The sequence below is a fragment of the Krasilnikovia sp. MM14-A1004 genome (assembly GCF_047159485.1).
Lineage (GTDB): Bacteria > Actinomycetota > Actinomycetes > Mycobacteriales > Micromonosporaceae > Actinoplanes.
This window is the reverse complement of sequence record NZ_AP038773.1, coordinates 5,161,574-5,178,370: the sequence shown is the minus strand read 5'-3', so window position 1 is coordinate 5,178,370 and position 16,797 is coordinate 5,161,574. Positions and strand designations below refer to the sequence as shown.

General features: G+C 67.9%; 14 protein-coding genes and 1 other RNA gene. 10 read left to right on the top strand and 5 right to left on the bottom strand.

Going from position 1 to position 16,797, the window contains the following annotated elements; all coding sequences use genetic code 11:
• Positions 1 to 129: 129 nt before the first annotated feature.
• Positions 130 to 369: a DUF3311 domain-containing protein gene (locus ACMCNN_RS22040; RefSeq protein WP_412742414.1), complete on the top strand. Its 240-nt coding sequence runs from the start codon at positions 130 to 132 to the stop codon at positions 367 to 369.
• 5 nt (positions 370 to 374) lie between these two features.
• The gene (gene mctP, locus ACMCNN_RS22035; protein ID WP_412742413.1) at positions 375 to 2,021 is read left to right on the top strand and encodes a monocarboxylate uptake permease MctP; all 1,647 of its coding nucleotides are present in this window, start codon (positions 375 to 377) and stop codon (positions 2,019 to 2,021) included.
• Between the two features lie 66 nt (positions 2,022 to 2,087).
• Here mctP and ACMCNN_RS22030 read toward each other — a convergent pair whose 3' ends face one another.
• The gene (locus tag ACMCNN_RS22030; RefSeq protein WP_412742412.1) at positions 2,088 to 2,855 is read right to left on the bottom strand and encodes a sulfite exporter TauE/SafE family protein; all 768 of its coding nucleotides are present in this window, start codon (positions 2,853 to 2,855) and stop codon (positions 2,088 to 2,090) included.
• A gap of 70 nt (positions 2,856 to 2,925) precedes the next feature.
• Between ACMCNN_RS22030 and rnpB the strand changes: the two genes are divergently transcribed.
• An RNA gene (rnpB, locus tag ACMCNN_RS22025) (RNase P RNA component class A) lies at positions 2,926 to 3,336 on the top strand.
• Between the two features lie 1,059 nt (positions 3,337 to 4,395).
• Here the strand turns inward: rnpB and ACMCNN_RS22020 are convergent.
• The 3 genes from ACMCNN_RS22020 to ACMCNN_RS22010 form a co-directional block, all read right to left on the bottom strand.
• Entirely contained in the window at positions 4,396 to 6,756 is a 2,361-nt protein-coding gene (locus tag ACMCNN_RS22020; protein WP_412742411.1) for an arylsulfatase, read from the bottom strand.
• A gap of 1,104 nt (positions 6,757 to 7,860) precedes the next feature.
• On the bottom strand, positions 7,861 to 8,235 hold the full coding sequence (locus ACMCNN_RS22015) for a hypothetical protein (RefSeq protein WP_412742410.1): 375 nt from the start codon (positions 8,233 to 8,235) through the stop codon (positions 7,861 to 7,863).
• A 270-nt stretch (positions 8,236 to 8,505) separates the two neighbouring features.
• Entirely contained in the window at positions 8,506 to 9,252 is a 747-nt protein-coding gene (locus ACMCNN_RS22010; protein ID WP_412742409.1) for a hypothetical protein, read from the bottom strand.
• Between the two features lie 282 nt (positions 9,253 to 9,534).
• Between ACMCNN_RS22010 and ACMCNN_RS22005 the strand changes: the two genes are divergently transcribed.
• Positions 9,535 to 9,894 (top strand): response regulator, encoded by a 360-nt coding sequence (locus ACMCNN_RS22005; protein WP_412742408.1) that lies wholly within the window; start codon positions 9,535 to 9,537, stop codon positions 9,892 to 9,894.
• Positions 9,891 to 11,357, top strand: a complete 1,467-nt coding sequence (locus ACMCNN_RS22000) for an RAD55 family ATPase (protein ID WP_412742407.1) — start codon at positions 9,891 to 9,893, stop codon at positions 11,355 to 11,357. Before ACMCNN_RS22005 ends, ACMCNN_RS22000 begins: the two co-directional genes overlap by 4 nt.
• A 48-nt stretch (positions 11,358 to 11,405) precedes the next feature.
• On the opposite strand, the gene ACMCNN_RS21995 is transcribed toward ACMCNN_RS22000, so the two are convergent.
• The gene (locus ACMCNN_RS21995) at positions 11,406 to 12,599 is read right to left on the bottom strand and encodes a cation:proton antiporter (RefSeq protein WP_412742406.1); all 1,194 of its coding nucleotides are present in this window, start codon (positions 12,597 to 12,599) and stop codon (positions 11,406 to 11,408) included.
• Between the two features lie 128 nt (positions 12,600 to 12,727).
• On the opposite strand from ACMCNN_RS21995, the gene ACMCNN_RS21990 reads away from it, so the two are divergent.
• The 5 genes from ACMCNN_RS21990 to ACMCNN_RS21970 all read left to right on the top strand — a co-directional run bounded on the left by ACMCNN_RS21990 (position 12,728) and on the right by ACMCNN_RS21970 (position 16,795).
• Positions 12,728 to 13,174 carry a hypothetical protein gene (locus ACMCNN_RS21990; RefSeq protein WP_412742405.1) on the top strand — a complete coding sequence of 149 codons (447 nt, stop codon included), beginning with the start codon at positions 12,728 to 12,730 and terminating at the stop codon, positions 13,172 to 13,174.
• Between the two features lie 136 nt (positions 13,175 to 13,310).
• The gene (locus ACMCNN_RS21985; RefSeq protein ID WP_412742404.1) at positions 13,311 to 14,099 is read left to right on the top strand and encodes a maleylpyruvate isomerase family mycothiol-dependent enzyme; all 789 of its coding nucleotides are present in this window, start codon (positions 13,311 to 13,313) and stop codon (positions 14,097 to 14,099) included.
• 106 nt (positions 14,100 to 14,205) lie between these two features.
• The gene (locus ACMCNN_RS21980; protein ID WP_412742403.1) at positions 14,206 to 15,012 is read left to right on the top strand and encodes a hypothetical protein; all 807 of its coding nucleotides are present in this window, start codon (positions 14,206 to 14,208) and stop codon (positions 15,010 to 15,012) included.
• A gap of 568 nt (positions 15,013 to 15,580) precedes the next feature.
• Positions 15,581 to 15,913 carry an STAS domain-containing protein gene (locus tag ACMCNN_RS21975; RefSeq protein WP_412742402.1) on the top strand — a complete coding sequence of 111 codons (333 nt, stop codon included), beginning with the start codon at positions 15,581 to 15,583 and terminating at the stop codon, positions 15,911 to 15,913.
• A 117-nt stretch (positions 15,914 to 16,030) separates the two neighbouring features.
• The gene (locus ACMCNN_RS21970) at positions 16,031 to 16,795 is read left to right on the top strand and encodes a class I SAM-dependent methyltransferase (RefSeq protein ID WP_412742401.1); all 765 of its coding nucleotides are present in this window, start codon (positions 16,031 to 16,033) and stop codon (positions 16,793 to 16,795) included.
• Positions 16,796 to 16,797: the final 2 nt, after the last annotated feature.

Here is a 16,797-nt window from a genome sequence, read left to right as displayed (position 1 = left end):
GGTGTGCCGCTCGGCGCACCACGCCGGCCGTTGGGCGCACGATGATCGGGCCCGGCACCGTCGCTCGTTAACCTCCTGAATGGAGACCGTGACCCGCGGTCACCGCACTCCGATGAGGAGGTACGGCTCATGGCCGAGCCCGCTGAGCCCGCACCCGCCGCCGACGCGGGGCCCGCCCGGCGCACCGATCACAGCCCCTGGAACTGGTTGCTGCTCATCCCGATCGTGCTGCCCCTGATCACCCCGCTGTACAACCGGGACGCGCCTCGGCTCTGGGGCTTTCCGGCCTTCTACTGGATCCAGCTCTCCTTCATCATCGTCGGCGTCGCGACCACCACGGTCGTCTACCGCATGACGAAGCGGAGGTGACCGGCGTGCGCGACCACATCACCGAGATCGTGATCTTCACGGCCCTCTTTCTCCTGGTCAGCGGCATGGGCTTCGTGGCGGCGCGGTGGCGGGCGCCGCAGGACATGCTGCATCTCGACGAGTGGGGACTCGGCGGGCGCAGCTTCGGCGCCTGGATCACCTGGTTCCTCATCGGCGGCGACCTGTACACCGCGTACACGTTCGTGGCGGTGCCCGCGCTGATCTTCGGCGCCGGGGCTGCCGGGTTCTTCGCCGTGCCGTACACGGTGATCATCTACCCGATGGTCTTCCTGGTGCTGATCCGGCTCTGGTCGGTGTCGCACCGGCACGGGTTCGTCACCCCTGCCGACTTCGTCCGGACCAGGTTCGGCTCACCCACCCTCGCCCTGCTCGTGGCGATCACCGGGATCGTCGCCACGATGCCGTATATCGCGCTGCAGCTCGTCGGCATCGAGGCGGTGCTCAAGGCGATGGGGGTGACCGGGGAGGGCTGGCTCGCCCGGCACGCGCCGATCATCGTGGCGTTCGCGATCCTCGCCGCGTACACGTACCAGTCAGGGCTGCGGGCGCCGGCGCTGATCGCGTTCGTCAAGGACACGCTGATCTATCTGGTGATCATCGTGGCGGTGCTGTACCTGCCGTACAAGCTCGGCGGGTGGGGCCACATCTTCGACGCGGCCGACGCCAAGTTCACCGCCTCACCGAATCCGAACGACGGCATCCTGCTCAACGCCAACAATCAGCTTCAGTACGTGACGCTGGCGCTGGGCTCGGCGCTCGCGCTGTTCCTCTACCCGCACAGCGTCACCGGGGTACTGGCCAGCCGCAACCGCACCGTCATCAAGCGGAACATGTCCGCGCTGCCCGCGTACAGCCTGCTGCTGGGGCTGATCGCGCTGCTCGGCTACATGGCCATCTCCGCCGGGGTGAAACCGTTGCCGGGCTCGCGAGCGGGCACCGTGGACAGCAACACGGTCGTGCCGCTGCTGTTCGACCAGCAGTTCCCGTCGTGGTTCGCGGGGATCGCGTTCGCCGCCATCGGCATCGGCGCGCTCGTGCCCGCCGCGATCATGTCCATCGCCGCGGCGAACCTGTTCACCCGCAACATCTACAAGGAGTACCTGCGCCGCGACGCCACCCCCGCGCAGGAGGCGCACGTCTCGAAGATCACCTCGCTGGTGGTGAAGATCGGCGCGGTCGCGTTCATCCTCTTCCTCGACCCCCAGTTCTCCATCGACCTGCAGCTCATCGGCGGCGTCATCATCCTGCAGACCCTGCCGGCGGTCGGGCTCGGCCTCTACACCCGGTGGTTCCACCGCGGCGGCCTGATCGCTGGCTGGGCCGCCGGCATGGGCCTGGGCATGTGGATGCTGTACCAGATCCCGAACGCCGCCACCGGCCGCAAGCACTTCGGCGGCTCCGCGTTCCCCGTGTCCGAGTTCGGCTTCGACACCAAGCGCACCATCTACGTCGGACTCGTGGCGGTACTCGTCAACCTGCTCGTCGCGGTCGTGGCCACGCTGATCCTGCGAGCCGCCAGGACACCGGACGGGGTGGACGGCACCGTCGCCGACGACTACTTCGCCGACGAGGGAGACCCTCGCCTGGAGAAGGCCCGGGTCACGCCGGAGGCCGTCGGCTCCTCGACCTGACCCGTTCCCTTGGCGAGCGCCGCGACCACGGGGGCGCGGCGCTCGCCCCTTTCCCGCTTGGCCCGCTCAGGCTGTGAATGCCCGCACCAGCAGGTACAGACCGATCGCGGTGCCGAACGAGACGATCACGATGCGGAGTACCGCGGCCGGGAGGCGGCGGGCGAGCCGGGCGCCCGCGTACCCTCCCACGATCGTGGCCGGTGCCACGATGAGCACCGCACCCCAGTGCACCGGGCCGAAGATCGCGAAGACCACGATCGTGACCAGGCCGATCGACGCGGACAGCACGTTCTTGAGTGCGTTGATCCGGTTCAGGGTCTCGTCCAGCACCAGGGCCAGCGCCGCCACCAGCATCACACCCAGCGCCGCGCCGAAGTAACCGCCGTACACGGAACCGGCGAAGACGACGACCTGCAAGGTGACCGCCCGGCGGCGCCGCGACAGCGCCCGCGGATGCCCCACCAGAGCCCGCAGCCGATTCTGGAACGCCAGCGTCGCGGCCGCCGCCAGCACCAGGAACGGCACCACCAGCTCGAACGCCCGCGCCGGGGTCGCCAGCAACAGCGCACACCCGGCCACCGCGCCGACCAGGCAGGTCGGCACCATCGCCCGCAGGCGGTGCCCCTGCCCCGCCAGGTCGGCGCGGCTGCCCACCACGCTGGAGACGTACCCCGGGCAGACGGCGACCGAGTTCGTCACGTTGGCCGCCACCGGCGGCAGGCCCGCCGCCAGCAGACTCGGGAAGGTGATCAGCGAACCGCCCCCGGCGATCGCGTTCACCGTTCCCGCGGCCAGACCGGCGACGACAAGGAGGAGAACATGTGCGAGATCCATGACCCGTCCGAATGTACGGGCCGCCACCCGCGCCCTGATTCCGACCCGGCTACCATGGCCGGGCGACGGACGAGTCGGCTGGGCGGTCGCGTCGGCGCCTTCACGGGTGCCGCCGAGGAACGTCCGGACTCCGCAGAGCAGGGTGGTTGTTAACGGCAACCCGGGGTGACCCGCGGGACAGTGCCACAGAAAACAGACCGCCGGCCGTGCCTCGGCACGCGCCGGTAAGGGTGAAACGGTGGGGTAAGAGCCCACCAGCACCCCGGGTGACCGGGGTGGCTCGGTAAACCCCACCCGGAGCAAGGCCAAGCAAGGCCACGGCCGCGAGGCGGTGGCCGGCGCAGGCGTTCGAGGGCTGCTCGCCCGAGCCTGCGGGTAGGCCGCATGAGCCTGTCGGCGACGGCAGGCCGAGATGGATGACCGCCGCCGGCGACCGCGAGGTCGCCGGTCACAGAATCCGGCGTACAGGCCGACTCGTCCGCCGCCCTCCTGGTGAGGGTGGTGTCCATCCTCCTTGAGCTGGCGTTTCATACGTCAGTACTAGTCGTCGTTGGTCAAGATTGGTGGTCGTTTGACGGCCCAGCCACGGCCCAGACGGCCCAGAGACGGCCCAGGAACGATCTTGATTGGCATGGGCCGGCCACTCATTCGGCTGTAGTGGCATCCCGTCGCGCAAGCTTCGCTCGGCCGGGCCGCGCCCGGCTGGGCCAGGTGGAGCGCCCCGCCGGACGTACGACCTGGCCCAGCCGGGCGCGGTCTGGTTGCCTACGGTGTGTGGCGGGGTGCCGCCGGTCCTGGCCATCCCGGAGTCGCCCGGGTCCAGGGCTGGAAGCCCTGGCCGCCGGAGGCTTCTACCGGGTCGTAGGGCCGGAGGCCCTACCCGCCGGAGGCTGGGGTCTTTTGGGTGGCGTGTCGGCGTCGTCGTCGGTGCCGCAGACGGTGTCCCAGAAGAACGGCGGCTACAAGTACCCAGCCGTGCCAAAGTCCGTGGAACCAGCGTGGCCCAACCTCGAAGAGCCAATGGGCCATCGCGTAGAAGCAAGTGAGCACGACGCTCGCAAACAAGCTGCCCCAGACAAACAGCGCCCAGTCCCACGGGGTGTCCGAGGGATCGCGATGTGGGGCCACATGAGCAATCTTGCCCAGGCTGCCCGAGGGCTCGCTACGGCCGAGAGGGGATCTTGGCGCTAGCCGTACGGTCGATCCGATAAGCCTCGGAGCTCTCGGTGAGAGATTCGAGGCTTCGGCGTGTCCGCCGGTGTCGCGGTGGCCGCTGCCGGTCCGCGCCGTGGCCGGAGGCCTTAGGCGCGGACGGCCGGCAGGATCGGCCCGCGCGGCGGCCCCGGAGGGCCGCCCTTGAAGAAACATGGAAAGTTGTCACCCGGTCGCGCCCGGACACGTGTCTGACTCCGCTTGACGTGTTACAGATCGGCTCCACATGACGCGTAACACTCCGCCGGGTGCTGCTGAGGTTGAGCGTGGATGAATACGGCGGCGGCCGTGCTCGATGTCCCCGACCGGATACTTGGTTGCTGGTCGGCTACTGGCGCACCATGGCGGCTCGTATGCGATCTTCTGGTGTGATCAGGTGGTCCTGGCTGTCACCGCCGATGTCAAGCCGTACCCAGTTGACCGTGCCGGTGAAGCTGTTGGCCTCCGCGGTGTAGTCGTCGCTCACCGCGGATCCGTGGTCTATGCCAAGGTTGGCGGTCTCGTCTGCGGAGAAAGCCATCGGGACGGTGGCATCGACTCGGCCTTCGCCAATTTTTGCGCCGTCCAGGATGAGTAGCACGGCGCCGCCTTTGCCCAGGCCGCCGCCGTCGTAGGCAAAATCCATGCGCAGCCGGTGGGTTCCGGGGGTCAGCTGGGTGTCGCCAGCGACGGTGTACCGGGCCAGGCCGAACAGGTTGTAGCAGTACCGGGGGGCGCCGTCTTTGGCGTAGAGAACCCATCCGCCGAACGCACCGCCCTGGGCGACAACGACCCCGTTCGCCGGCTGCTGACCGACCTCGATTTCAGCGGTCACCGTGTGGGACTTGTTCTTCAGGTTGATGACCGAGCCCTCGGACAGCCGGCCCATGTGCTTGTAGAGGATTTGGGATGGGCCGGTGATGAGGTTCGGTCGTCCGGCCATGTCGGCGTTGAGCCGTTCGACTCGCCGGTCGTCGAGGGGAAGAACGTTGTACTTCGTAGCCTCGATCAGGAAGAGGCGCTGTAGATCGCGAAGCTTGTCGGGCATCTGCGCGGCCAGGTCATGGGCCTGGGTCCAGTCGTTGGTGGTGTCGTACAGCTCCCACACGTCGTCGTCGAATGCGGGGAGTGTGGCGTCGAACATCCACGGGGTGCTGTGCCGGGTTACCGCTGTCCATCCCTTGTGGTAGATGCCCCGGTTGCAGAACATCTCGAAGTACTGGGTTTCCCGGCGCTCGGCAGCGGCCGGATCGTCGAAGCAGTACCGCATGGACAGCCCCTCCAGGGGGCGCTGTCGGGTGCCGTGGACGAAGTCGGGTGCGGGCAGACCCGCGGCCTCCAAAATGGTGGGGGCAACGTCGATGACGTGGTGGAATTGGGTGCGCGTCTCGCCGCGGACGGTGAACCCGTTGGGCCAGTGCACGATGGCCGGGTTGCGGGTGCCACCGAAATGGGACGCCACCTGTTTCGTCCACTGGTAGGGGGTGCACATGCAGTGCGCCCAGGACACGGCGTAGTGGTTGTAGGCGGTCGGCGTCCCGAATTCGTCGATATGCGCGGACATCAACGCGGGCGTTTCGAGCCTGGCCGCGCCGTTGAGCGAAATCAGCTCGTTGAAGGTGCCGTTGGGTGTTCCCTCGGCGCTGGCGCCATTGTCACCGATGATGTAGTAGACCAGAGTGTCGTCGAGCACGCCCAGGTTGGCCAGCGCGTCGACGAGGCGGCCGATGTGGAAGTCGGTGTGTTCGAGGAACGCCGCGTATATCTCCATCTGGCGGGCCAGCACCGGTTTGAGCGCGTCGTCCATGTCCTGCCATGCGGGGACCTCCTCGGGCCGGGCGGTCAGTTCCGCGTCGGCAGGGATCACGCCTAGTTCTTTCTGCCGGGCGAAGGTCTCCTCCCGCAGCGCGTCCCACCCGGCGTCGAACCGGCCCCGGTACCGGTCGAGCCATTCGGGGGGTACCTGGTGCGGGGCGTGAGTGGCGCCTGGCGCGAAGTACACAAAGAACGGCTTGTCAGGCATGAGCGCCTTCTGCTGGTGGACCCAGCTGATGGCCCGGTCGGTCATGTCCTCGGTGAAGTGGTACCCCGCCTCAGGGAGCCTGTCCTGCTCCACTGGGGTCGTGCCCTCATAGATGGCCGGGTAGAACTGGTTGGTCTCCCCGCCGAGGAACCCGTAGAAATATTCGAATCCGCTGCCGGTCGGCCACCGGTAGAACGGCCCCATTGGGCTGGTCTCCCACACCGGGATCTCGTGGCACTTTCCGAACTGTGCGGTGCTGTAACCGTTCAGCTTTAGAACCTCGGCCAGCGGAGCGCAGTCGTCGGGGCGCACCGAGCTGTACCCAGGAGCCGACGTGGCGATCTCAGTGATGCCGCCCATCCCCACTGAATGGTGGTTACGGCCACTCAGCAGTGCGGCCCGCGTCGGCGAGCACAAGGCGGTGGTGTGGAACCTGGTGAACTTGAGGCCGCCAGCAGCCAGGCGTTCTGCCACCGGATTCGACGAGGGACCACCAAACGCGCTCGACGCGCCGAAGCCCACATCATCCAGCAGGATGACCAGCACATTCGGCGCACCCGGCGGCGGCCGCAGCGGCAGGATCGGCGGGAAATTGGTATCGGGGTCCTTGGCGTCGTAGGTCGTGACGCCGACGTGCTTGTGTTCCGGAATGGGCAGCACACTTCGAGAACGTTCCACGGCAGCCATCACATCTCCTCACGCGTCCCGTCGAGACGGCCTTTCGTGGCCTTGCGGCCGACGTGCACCGCAGCATCGGGCGTCGCAAGGGTGCACCGCTTGCCGATCCTCTTCCAGTCGGCTGCTGGCGTCATCACCCAGCGCGGATGACTGTCGCCGCGCCGGCCAGCCCGCCGAGCGGGAGCCGACGACTGCACGAACCGGGTACCTCCAGAGAGCGGACCGGCCAGTCGAAAGGGGCAACATCACCATCCACGAGATCGTCTAGCCGCACCTGTTACGGATCATCTGACCCGGATCCGTAATGCATCTGTGAGGTTCGACATCAGGATCGGCACAAAGGTCGGCATCAAGATCGGCGTCCTCTGGGCGAGGACCAACTCCGAGCGCCTGGCAGAAAGAATGCTTGAGAGACCGCGATCTCCGGACCGCGGCCAGCTATTTTCCGAACCGCAAATCTTCGCGAATCGGGATGCCGGCCAGCGGGGAACGCCCTGGTTCAACCCCCGGTTGGGCTGGCCTCAGACGGAGGGCGGGGAGGGTGCTGCCCGCGCTGGACCGAACTTACGGCCTCGAATGTGCGAAGCCCCGGAGCTGCCGTGACTTGGCGTTTCGGGGCTTCTTCGTATCCGAATCATGCCTGCCCCAGGGCTGCAACCCCGGCGCCAGAGGCGACAGCCGCCGGCGCCCGGGCGGGACTTGGCCCGGACCTGCCGGGCGGCGCGAGCGGCCCGCGGAGCGGGCCGTTAATGCGGGGGAGACCATCAAGGCCCTGGCCGCGTACCTCGGGCACGCCCGACCCCGGCTTCACACTCCTGACCTACACCCACCTCATGCCCGCCAGCGAGGAGCGCACCCGTGCGGCAATCGACGCACTGTTCGGGCCGTGGAAGGTGCACTTCCCGGCGAAGCGGGTGACGACGACCTCGCGGCGCGGTCGAGGGGTGTGGACGGTGGCCGGTTCAAGCTCATCCCGCAGGCTTCGCACCCACGCCTGGCTCTCCGCCTCCGGCGCCTGAGTTCCCGCATCCCCCTTGAGCCGGGCGGGTGGCGCACCCCCGGCTCAAGGCATTCCTGCACGGGTCCGGGCCCCCGAACGATGGCGGTGCGGGCCTAGCAGGAGACGAAATACGTGTCGCTCTTGCGGACCAGCGTCTTGCCGTCGAAGACGATCTCGCAGGTGACCCGGTCGTCGATGTCGTTCGAGGTCACATCCATGCGGACGTAGGTGATCCGCTGCTTCTTCGTCTTGCGCTTCTTGTGCCATGTGTGGGCCGACGTTCCGGACTCGTATTTGTACTGCTTGCCCTTCTTCGTCTCGTAGCCGTACTCAATCTCGAGCGGCTCGCCCGCCATGGAGTGGCTGACCTTGTACGTGATCGTGTGCTTCTTCAGCGTCTGCTTCGACTTCGGGACTTCCGTGCACCCGGTGATCGCCACCAACGGGGCGAGCAGTAGCGCGACGACTATCGGCTTACGTGTCTTCATGGGGGATGTTCCTGTCCGTGCGGCCAGGCGACCGTCGCCCGGCATTCCTCACGATCGGCAGGCGCCGGGGTGGGGCGACGGCTCTGACGGCGAACGGGCCGGTGGGCACGGTGACTGCCGCCAGAGGTCCCGGCGATGCTTGCCAGAGGTCCCACTCATCGATGCCCACGATTGGTCGTGCGGCCCAGCTGATGGGTTCCGGCGGCATCCGTGACAATGGGGGAAGTCGGCCCGCACTCGCGGCGTCCCGCAATCACAGAGACGCTGGACTCAGCTCTTCCGCCGTTTCCACCAGCGGGAAGGTCGCGGGGTAATGGCGGCGACAGCTGTGCGAATCCGGTCGAACGGCGTGATCTCGTTGTCACTCTCGCCCGGCAGGACGACGCCCAGGCACACCAGCCGGTACTGCCCGCCACCGACCGGAACGCTGATGAACACCGGCGCACCGACGCAGCCCACGGGCATCCGGGCGTTCCACCGCAGGCGTCCACGGCCGTCCAGGACCACGGCGCCGACGGCAAGGCCCTGCTCACGCTCCTGCCCTTCCCCGACATCGTGACCGAGCACGTACGCCTCGACCGGCGTACGCCCGATCGTCGCGATGTCGGATTCCCGGGCCGCCAGCCCATCGGTGATCTCGTGGGTGTTCCACCGCCAGCCCTTGCGGTCGGCGTAGGCGTGCAGCATGGCCGCCGGCATGAGGGCGATGCCCAGCTCGGGCAGGCGCGTCCACGCCGTTCGGAAGTCGGCGATGGCCAGGATGTCGGCGCTGGGAGCGGGATCTCCCAACTCGGGACGGACGGTGAAGGTGGCGAGATCGAAGGTGGTGAGCGCCTCGGCCGTGATCAGGTACTGCGTGAAGATGTCCCGCCGGGGAGTCGCCTGGATCAGATGGTTGTACCAGAACGCCGTCCCGAAATGGCGCGGCCGCTCCGCCTCCTGGAACGGCAGCGTGGCCCGGCGGGCGCAACCCATGAGCGCCTCAACGAGGCCGTCGGTGGGCACGGACGCAGTCACGGCGGCACCCTACAGGCTCCTGAAGCATCTCGGGATGGCATGACGACAGCCGACGCGGAGCATCGGGGCGACGTCATCCGCCCCCGGAGAGGGTCACGGGCAGGCGCACTGCTCGCCATACACGCGGGGGCCGGTTCGGGAGCCTTAGTACACCCGTACTAATTTGCTCGGGGTCGGGGAGGATCCTCCAGCGAGAACGAAAGCCGCTGTGATGCTGTTTTGTCGGCCCGGTGGCGGGAATCGACTTCCCAGAGGCGCGGCCTTGATGAACGGGTGGCATCGATGGGCAGGATTCTCGTGGTCGACGATGAGCCGGATCTGCGGTTCCTGCTACGGCACGTCCTCGCATCGGCGGGCCACGAGGTCACCGACGCCGGTGACGGTGCCATCGCGCTGGCCTGCGTGCACGAGTCGCCACCGGACCTGGTGGTCACCGACATGATGATGCCGGTGATGGGCGGCGTCGAATTCATCCGCCGGCTGCGGGCCGACCCGGCAACCGCGGCGATCCCGGTCCTGGCGGTCACCGGGGACCTGCACCTCGCGCGCGGCGCCGACGCCATGCTGGCCAAACCCTGGCAGCGTGCCGAGTTGCTCGCGGCGGTCGACGACCTCTTCCGGAAGGGACGTGATGGGCGGTGAAACGACTGTCGACCGGGCTGGCGGACCTGGACCTGATCCTTGGCGGAGGCATGGAACGGGGATCGACGGTTGTCTTCGCCGGGCCGCCCGGGTCCGGCAAGACGATCCTGGCGCAGCAGATGTGTTTCGCCAGCGGCACCGTCGAGCACAAGGCCGTGTACTACACGACCTTGTCGGAGCCGCATTCCAAACTCGTGGAGCACCTGTGCGACTTCGCGTTCTTCGATCCGCAGGCACTGGGACCGGAGGTGGAGTACGTGCACCTGGGTGACATGCTGCGCGGCCCCGGCGCCGTCGACCTCAGCCTGTTGGTTGGCGAGGTGGTCCGCAAGTCCGTCGAAGAAGAGCCGGTGCTGATGGTCATCGACAGCACGAAGATGCTGCGGGACTTCTCCAGCGACCATGCCCTGCGATCAGCCCTGTACGACCTGACCAGCCGCGTCGCGCACAGTGGGGCCGTGCTGCTGCTCCTGGGCGAATACACCACAGAGGAGATGCAGACCAGGGCGGACTTCACGCTGGCCGACGCGATCGTGCACCTGACCTATCAGCCCCGCGAACCCGTCGACCGGCGCACCCTGCGCGTGGCCAAGATGCGCGGTGCCATCCACCTCAACGGCGCCCACACCGCCCAGATCACCTCCGACGGCTTCCAGGTCTATCCCCGCGTCGAGTCACTCCTGCCCGACGACGTGCCGCCCAAGGACGGACGGATCCCCACCGGCATTGCCGGCCTGGACCCGTTGTTGGCAGGCGGGATACCGGACTCGGACGCCACGCTCGTGCTGGGCCCCTCCGGCGTCGGTAAGACCGTCGGCTGTCTCAACTTCATCGCCGAAGGCCTGGCCCGCGGCGAACGCTGCCTCTACATGACCTTCCAGGACACCGTCGGCGAAGTCGTCGCCATGGCGGGTAGGTACGGCTGGGACTTCAGCGCCGCCCGGGGCAGCGATCAGCTCATGGTCTCCCACGTTCCGGTCGGCGAACTCGAACTCGACGTCCTGGCGGCGGTGGTCCGGCACCGCCTCACCGACGGCACGACAACCCGTGTCGTGATCGACGGGCTGGCCGAGATGGCCGCCACCGCCCGCGAAACTGAACGGTTCCCCGCCTACCTGCGCAGCATCCTCGGCGTGGTCCGTGCCTCCAGCGCCTCCCTCTGGGTCACCAGCGCCACCAACACCTTCGGCGCGATCGGAGAACCCCTGGCCGGACTCATGTACCTGTTCCACAACGTCATCCAGCTCCGCTACATCGAACACTGCGCCGAACTCGGCCGGGCCCTCAACGTGGTCAAGATGCACAGCAGCCGCCACGACCAGGCCATGCACACCTGCCACATCACCGACCACGGACTCACCATCGGCGATCCACTCGAACGCGTCACCGGCATGCTCGGCGGAAGCCCCCTGCGCGACTGCCCAACCACCAGCGGCGCCAACGACACCGGCACGGGGAACTGACATGGCGGCTGGCTGATCTCCACGCCCGGCGGATCATCCGATCCCGTGTCAGCCGACGTCGCGCCGCGAGCGCTGAACGAGTCGATCGCGCGGGCCCGATCGGGCGATCCTGACGGCGAGAGCGGGGAACACGATGACGGAGAGCACCCCTGCCCCGACGAGCGCAGCGGCATTCTCGGGCAGCATCGTCCCCGATGCCAGACCGATTTCGGCCAGCGCGACGAGCAGCGGTAGAGCCGTCGCGGTGAGCAGCATCATCTGGACCCGTCCGCGCATCGGCAAGTCGCGCCGGTAGAACAGCAGCGCAGGCATTCCGCGGACGACGAGGAACAGTACGAAGAAGACGAGCAGTCGCGCAGGTGACTCGATGATCGACCGAAGGTCGAGTCTCATGCCCGACCAGATGAAGAAGATCGGGATGAAGAAGCCATAGCCCACGGCGTCGAGCTTGGCTTCCAGGGCGTGTACGTCGCCCGGCGCCCAGCGACGCAGCACCACACCGGCGAGGAAGGCTCCGAGGACCACGTCGAGCCCGAATCTCGCGGCGATCACGAGGAGCGCCAGGAGCAGGAACATGGTCCAGCGAAGTGTGGTCTGGGAGGTTGCGTGCTCGCCTTCGGCGACGATCGTCCTGAGCTTCTCGTAGCGAACCAGCCGCGGGACCAATGTGAAAAGCAACGCGATCCCCGCGATGACGACCAGCGATATCAAGCCGAAGAACGCGCCGTTGGCGCTGAGGAAAACCGCGACGGCCACGATCGGAAGAAACTCACCCACCGCACCGGCAGCCATGATGAGCGCCCCGAATCGGCCGCCGAGCAGATGGTTGTCGCGCAGGATCGGAAGGAGGGTACCCAGCGCGGTCGTGGTCAGGCCGATCGCGATCGGCACGAACGCTCGGACGAATCCGACCGCCGCGAGGGCGCCGGTCACGACGATGGCGACCAGCGCTGTCACCAGCCATGACCTGATCGCGAGCCCGCCCGCCCGTTCGCGGAAGAGCCCGAGCTCGAGTTCATAGCCCGCCAGCAGGAAGAGGAACCCGAGGCCCACGTTGGCGATCAGCCCGAGGTCGTCCGGATGAACCCACCCCGAGACCTGCGGCCCGATCAGGATCCCCCCGACAATGAGGATCACCACCTGCGGCACAAGGAACCTGGACAGCAGACCCGCCATCAGCGGAGCCAGCGCGGCCACCAGGGTGACGACGGCGAGATCGAGCAGGCTCTGCTGAAGGCTCACGGGGATCTGCTCCTCCTTGTGAGACCACTATCGAGCATCGGGTCCGAGGACGTGCGTCAAATGGAGCCGGGCGCAGACCGGGCTGTGTCCTCCATCATGCGTGCCGGTGTGTGTGCTCGGATTGTCGAATGCGATTCGACGTCGATACGAAGGCTTCGCCCGAGCAGGTGCGCCGCGCCCTCACGGACTTCTCCGACCGCAGGCTGCAGATTTGGAACCGTACGCTCGACCCGAAGAAGTACGAGCTGCGCGAGCAGGGTGATACCTGGGCAGTTGCCAGGGAAAGCACTCCTGGATCACCCTTCTGGGTCGTTGCTCGCTACGACTGGTCCGACGCCGCCGCGATCCGCTGGACGGTCGTGGAGAGCAGCTATGGGGGAGGCGGCGACGGTTTCGTACGGATCATGTCGGGAGGCGGGGAGGGCAGCCGGCTGCACGTCGAGTGGACCACCACGGGAGCCCGCATCTCGCAACGGCCGCTGCTGTTCCTGCTGCATCTCGGCCCCGTGGCCCGCATGATCTCGCGGATGTGGACCGCTGCGCTCGACCGATATGCCCAGAGCGATCCGAGCTGATGAACTGCGGCGCATTGCCGCGTTGATGGATTCACCGCGCGAGTCCTCCGAGGCGCGCAGCCACGTGCCGTGCGCTCGCGGCGTCAATCTCTGAAATCGCAGTCCGGGCGACGGAGCCCTATGGTAGACAGCCGCCGTGGAAAAGATTCTCGAGTTCCCCGAGCTGCTGCGGCTGATCGACGAGCGGTCGACCGCATTTCGCGCCGTGGTCGCGTCCGCACCCAGCCTCGACGTGCCGGTGCCGACCTGCCCCGGGTGGACGCTCTTCGATCTCGTGCAGCACCTTGGCCTGGGCCGCCGCAAAGCGGCCGCGATCGTCGCCGCAGGGCCTGCCGAGGCTCCTCCGGCCCCATCCGCCTGGGACGACGGCACGGGCGCACCGCGGGAACGCGACGCCCTCCTGGCCTGGTTGACCGAGTCCATCGAGCAACTGGCGAGCACGCTGCGCGAGGCGGGCCCGGACCGTGGTTGCTGGACGTGGTGGGGCGACTCGCAGTCGCCGCAGACCTCGGGTGGCGTCGCCCGGCACCAGGTTCAGGAGGTCGCGGTGCACACGTACGATGCCCAGCTCGCCCTGGGTGCCCCGCAGCCGCTGCCGGACGAGGTCGCCGTCGATGGTGTCGAGGAGTTCCTGTTCACCTGCTGCTCGACGGACGTCGCCTGGCCGCACGAGCCCGGTGTCGTCGACTACCACGGCGCCGAGGGCCGCTCCTTCCGCCTTCGGCTTTCCGGCGAAGGCGCACGGGTCGCCCGCCTCGCCACGCCCGCTGCCAGCGCGGACCCGGACACGGCCGACGTCTCCGTCTGGGGCACGGCCAATGACCTGGTTCTGCTCTTCTACGGACGTCTGCCGTTGGAGTCCCTGAAGCTGGAGGGCGACCGCCGCATCCTCGACGGGCTCATCGCCTGGGACCCGAGCGCGTAACAAGCGTTGCTGTCACGGCCGGTCGCTCGATGAGGGGTAAGCGCCGGGAGAAGGGTCACAGCGCCGGGATCTCTCGCGTGCCGGGCCGCCAGTCGATGTGATGGCCATGCCTAACCTGAACCTCTCGGCCGTGAACGGCCGGCGACGTTTCCTCACGCTGCTCGGCACGGGCGCGGCGGTCCTCGCCGTGGCGGCCTCGACGACCCTCTCGACGCCCGCCATGGCCGCCGACCCGGTCACCGACTCCGGCACCGACCTGGCCGGCTGGACCACCGTCGTCGGCGACGGCGTCTTCGCGGCTGCCGGCCAGGCGCCGGTGAACGCCGCCGACATCACCACCGAGCACCGCGGCACCGACTCCCGGCTGCGCTCCAACATCCTCAACCGCGGGATCATGGCGCACAACATCACGTACAAGCCGGTCACGGGCGCGTCCATGATGACGGTTGTCCACCAGGCCAGCTACTCCTTCCAGATGCCGTTCGTGCCGTCCACGTCCGGCGGCCCCCGCAACGCCCAGACCGTCGAGGGTGGACTGTTCGTCTGGGACGGCGCGAACACCCGGTACGACTACGGCACCGCGTTCCAGTGGGTGCTCAACCCGTGGGACGCGAACTTCGGCAAGATCCGGGTGTGGACCGGCACCTCCTGGTCCGCGGCCAGCTACCTGAAGCCGGACACGGCGTGGCACCAGGTCTCCTTCCTCGTGGACCCGGTCGGCCAGCGGGTGGAACTCACCATCGACGGCACGCAGATCGCGGCGCCGTACTCCAAGACGACAAAGAATGGTTGGGGCACCGAGGTCGCGGCGCGCCTGCAGGCTGAGGCGATCTCCCTCTACCCGGGGTCCACGGCGACGTGGGGCCCGCAGCACGAGGTGCTGGTCAAGGACTGGAGCTGGACCCGGCAGTAGAACTGCCTGCAATTCACACACGGAAAGGCCCGGGTTCGAAACCCGGGCCTTTCTTCGTGGTCGACGCGGCGCGGCCGGGCCGGGAGTCACTCGTTCGAGGTCGTCCGGAGGGTCGTCCCTACCCGAGGCGGACTCCCGCCCGGTTCGGCGGTGATGTGGTCGCGGTGCTGGTCAGAGCACCTGAGGCCGACGGCCGGAAAGATCGAGAACCTATCGTTCACCAACTGGACATCCGGTGTTTCGCGAATGTCGGTCTGGTAACGAGGCATCGTGAGATCGTTCCGGTGGGCCTCCCACCGTCGTGAGGCGACGCCGGGATGCGGCACCACGGGGGCTGGACGCGAGAGCACCGCTTCGCCGTCCTCGTCGGATGTGGACGAACAGCCAGGCCGCGGCCCTGTCATCAACCTGACCAGCCAGCTGACTCAACCCGATCATCGTCCGGTGAAAGCGCTCTCCCGATCGTTGGAGGGTTATCAAGGTGGGCCCGACGATCCGATCGACGCAGCCGACATGCAGTCGCATCGGTGCCGTGGAGCTGAACAGAAGGTAACGAAGGGTGTAGGGAATGGATGCGCCTCCGCTCGACGTACGCACGGAGTCCGACGGGACGGTCATCATCCGGCCGGTGGGCGGGATCGACGCAGCCGATGCCGTGCGGCTCCAGCAGGTACTCGTGCACACCCTCCGGAAGGTCCGGCCGTCCCGGCTGGTGCTCGACCTGGCCGCGGTGTCGCGTCTCGACCCGATCAGCGCGGGCACCGTGTCCGCCGCGTGCGGCCTCGGCGACGACCACGACGTCGCCGTGTTCGTCCACAACCCGTCGAGCGGGATCGCCGAGCAGCTCTGCGCGGCCGGTGTGCCACACCACCGGCTTCGCCGGACGGCCGCTGTGGCCTGATCGTCGGGCTCGGCGGCGGCTGGGCCAATCGACCGCGGCGGTGTCGATCGGCTGAGAGGCTGGCATACGGAGTAACTCCGTTGCACGTCTGTGCAGGTCAGCCGAGGATGCGTGGCCATGTCCAATGACGTTGTCGAGCTGTTCGATCGGGTTGCCGATCGCTATGACGAGGTGCTGCCGTTCTTCGAGTCGTTCGGGCGGCTCTGCGTGGACCGGCTGCCCATGCCCGGCACGGGTGACCGCCTCCTGGACATCGGCGCCGGGCGCGGCGCCATCGCCGTCGCGGCGCAGGCCAGGGGATTCGCCGTGACCGCCACGGACGCCTCGACCGGCATGGTCCGCCAGCTGCAGCGGGAGCATGCCGGGATCGACGCCCGGGTCATGGACGCGGGGCGGCTCGACTTCGACGAGGACACATTCGACGTCGTGACGGCCGGTTTCGTCATGCACCTGCTCGACGAGCCGCAGGCTGCCGTACGCGAGGTCAAGCGCGTCCTGAAGCCGGGTGGCCTGTTCGCATTCACCGGACCCGGCCGGGTGCCGGACGGATTCGAGTTCGCCGACGGATCGGACGCACTGTTCGCGGAGTTCTCCCGGTATCTGCCGCCGGGCGGGAGTATGGGTGAGCCGTTCGAGGAGAGGGAGGCGCTGGCCGCCGCGGGCTTCACCGGCGTCGACGAGACGGATCTGCGCATCGAGCTGGCCGTCCCTGACGCGGAGACCTTCTGGCAGTGGCTGCAGACGCACGGCACCCGCAAGTTCTTCGACGATCTCAGCGCCGAACGGCGGGCGGAGTTCCGCGCCCGGCTGATCGCGGATCTGGAGTCGCGCGGGAGCGTCGTGCTGCGCCGGTACGCCTGGCTGTATCGCGGCTGGGCTTGATC

What these genes read in the sequence shown, in the direction of transcription:
- ACMCNN_RS21970 (WP_412742401.1), top strand. Translation starts at nt 16,031, where the DNA reads ATGTCCAATGACGTTGTCGAGCTGTTCGATCGGGTTGCCGATCGCTAT.
- ACMCNN_RS22040 (WP_412742414.1), top strand. Translation starts at nt 130, where the DNA reads ATGGCCGAGCCCGCTGAGCCCGCACCCGCCGCCGACGCGGGGCCCGCC.
- ACMCNN_RS21975 (WP_412742402.1), top strand. Translation starts at nt 15,581, where the DNA reads ATGGATGCGCCTCCGCTCGACGTACGCACGGAGTCCGACGGGACGGTC.
- ACMCNN_RS21980 (WP_412742403.1), top strand. Translation starts at nt 14,206, where the DNA reads ATGCCTAACCTGAACCTCTCGGCCGTGAACGGCCGGCGACGTTTCCTC.
- ACMCNN_RS22005 (WP_412742408.1), top strand. Translation starts at nt 9,535, where the DNA reads ATGGGCAGGATTCTCGTGGTCGACGATGAGCCGGATCTGCGGTTCCTG.
- ACMCNN_RS21990 (WP_412742405.1), top strand. Translation starts at nt 12,728, where the DNA reads ATGCGATTCGACGTCGATACGAAGGCTTCGCCCGAGCAGGTGCGCCGC.
- ACMCNN_RS22015 (WP_412742410.1), bottom strand. Translation starts at nt 8,235, where the DNA reads ATGAAGACACGTAAGCCGATAGTCGTCGCGCTACTGCTCGCCCCGTTG.
- ACMCNN_RS22020 (WP_412742411.1), bottom strand. Translation starts at nt 6,756, where the DNA reads ATGGCTGCCGTGGAACGTTCTCGAAGTGTGCTGCCCATTCCGGAACAC.
- ACMCNN_RS22030 (WP_412742412.1), bottom strand. Translation starts at nt 2,855, where the DNA reads ATGGATCTCGCACATGTTCTCCTCCTTGTCGTCGCCGGTCTGGCCGCG.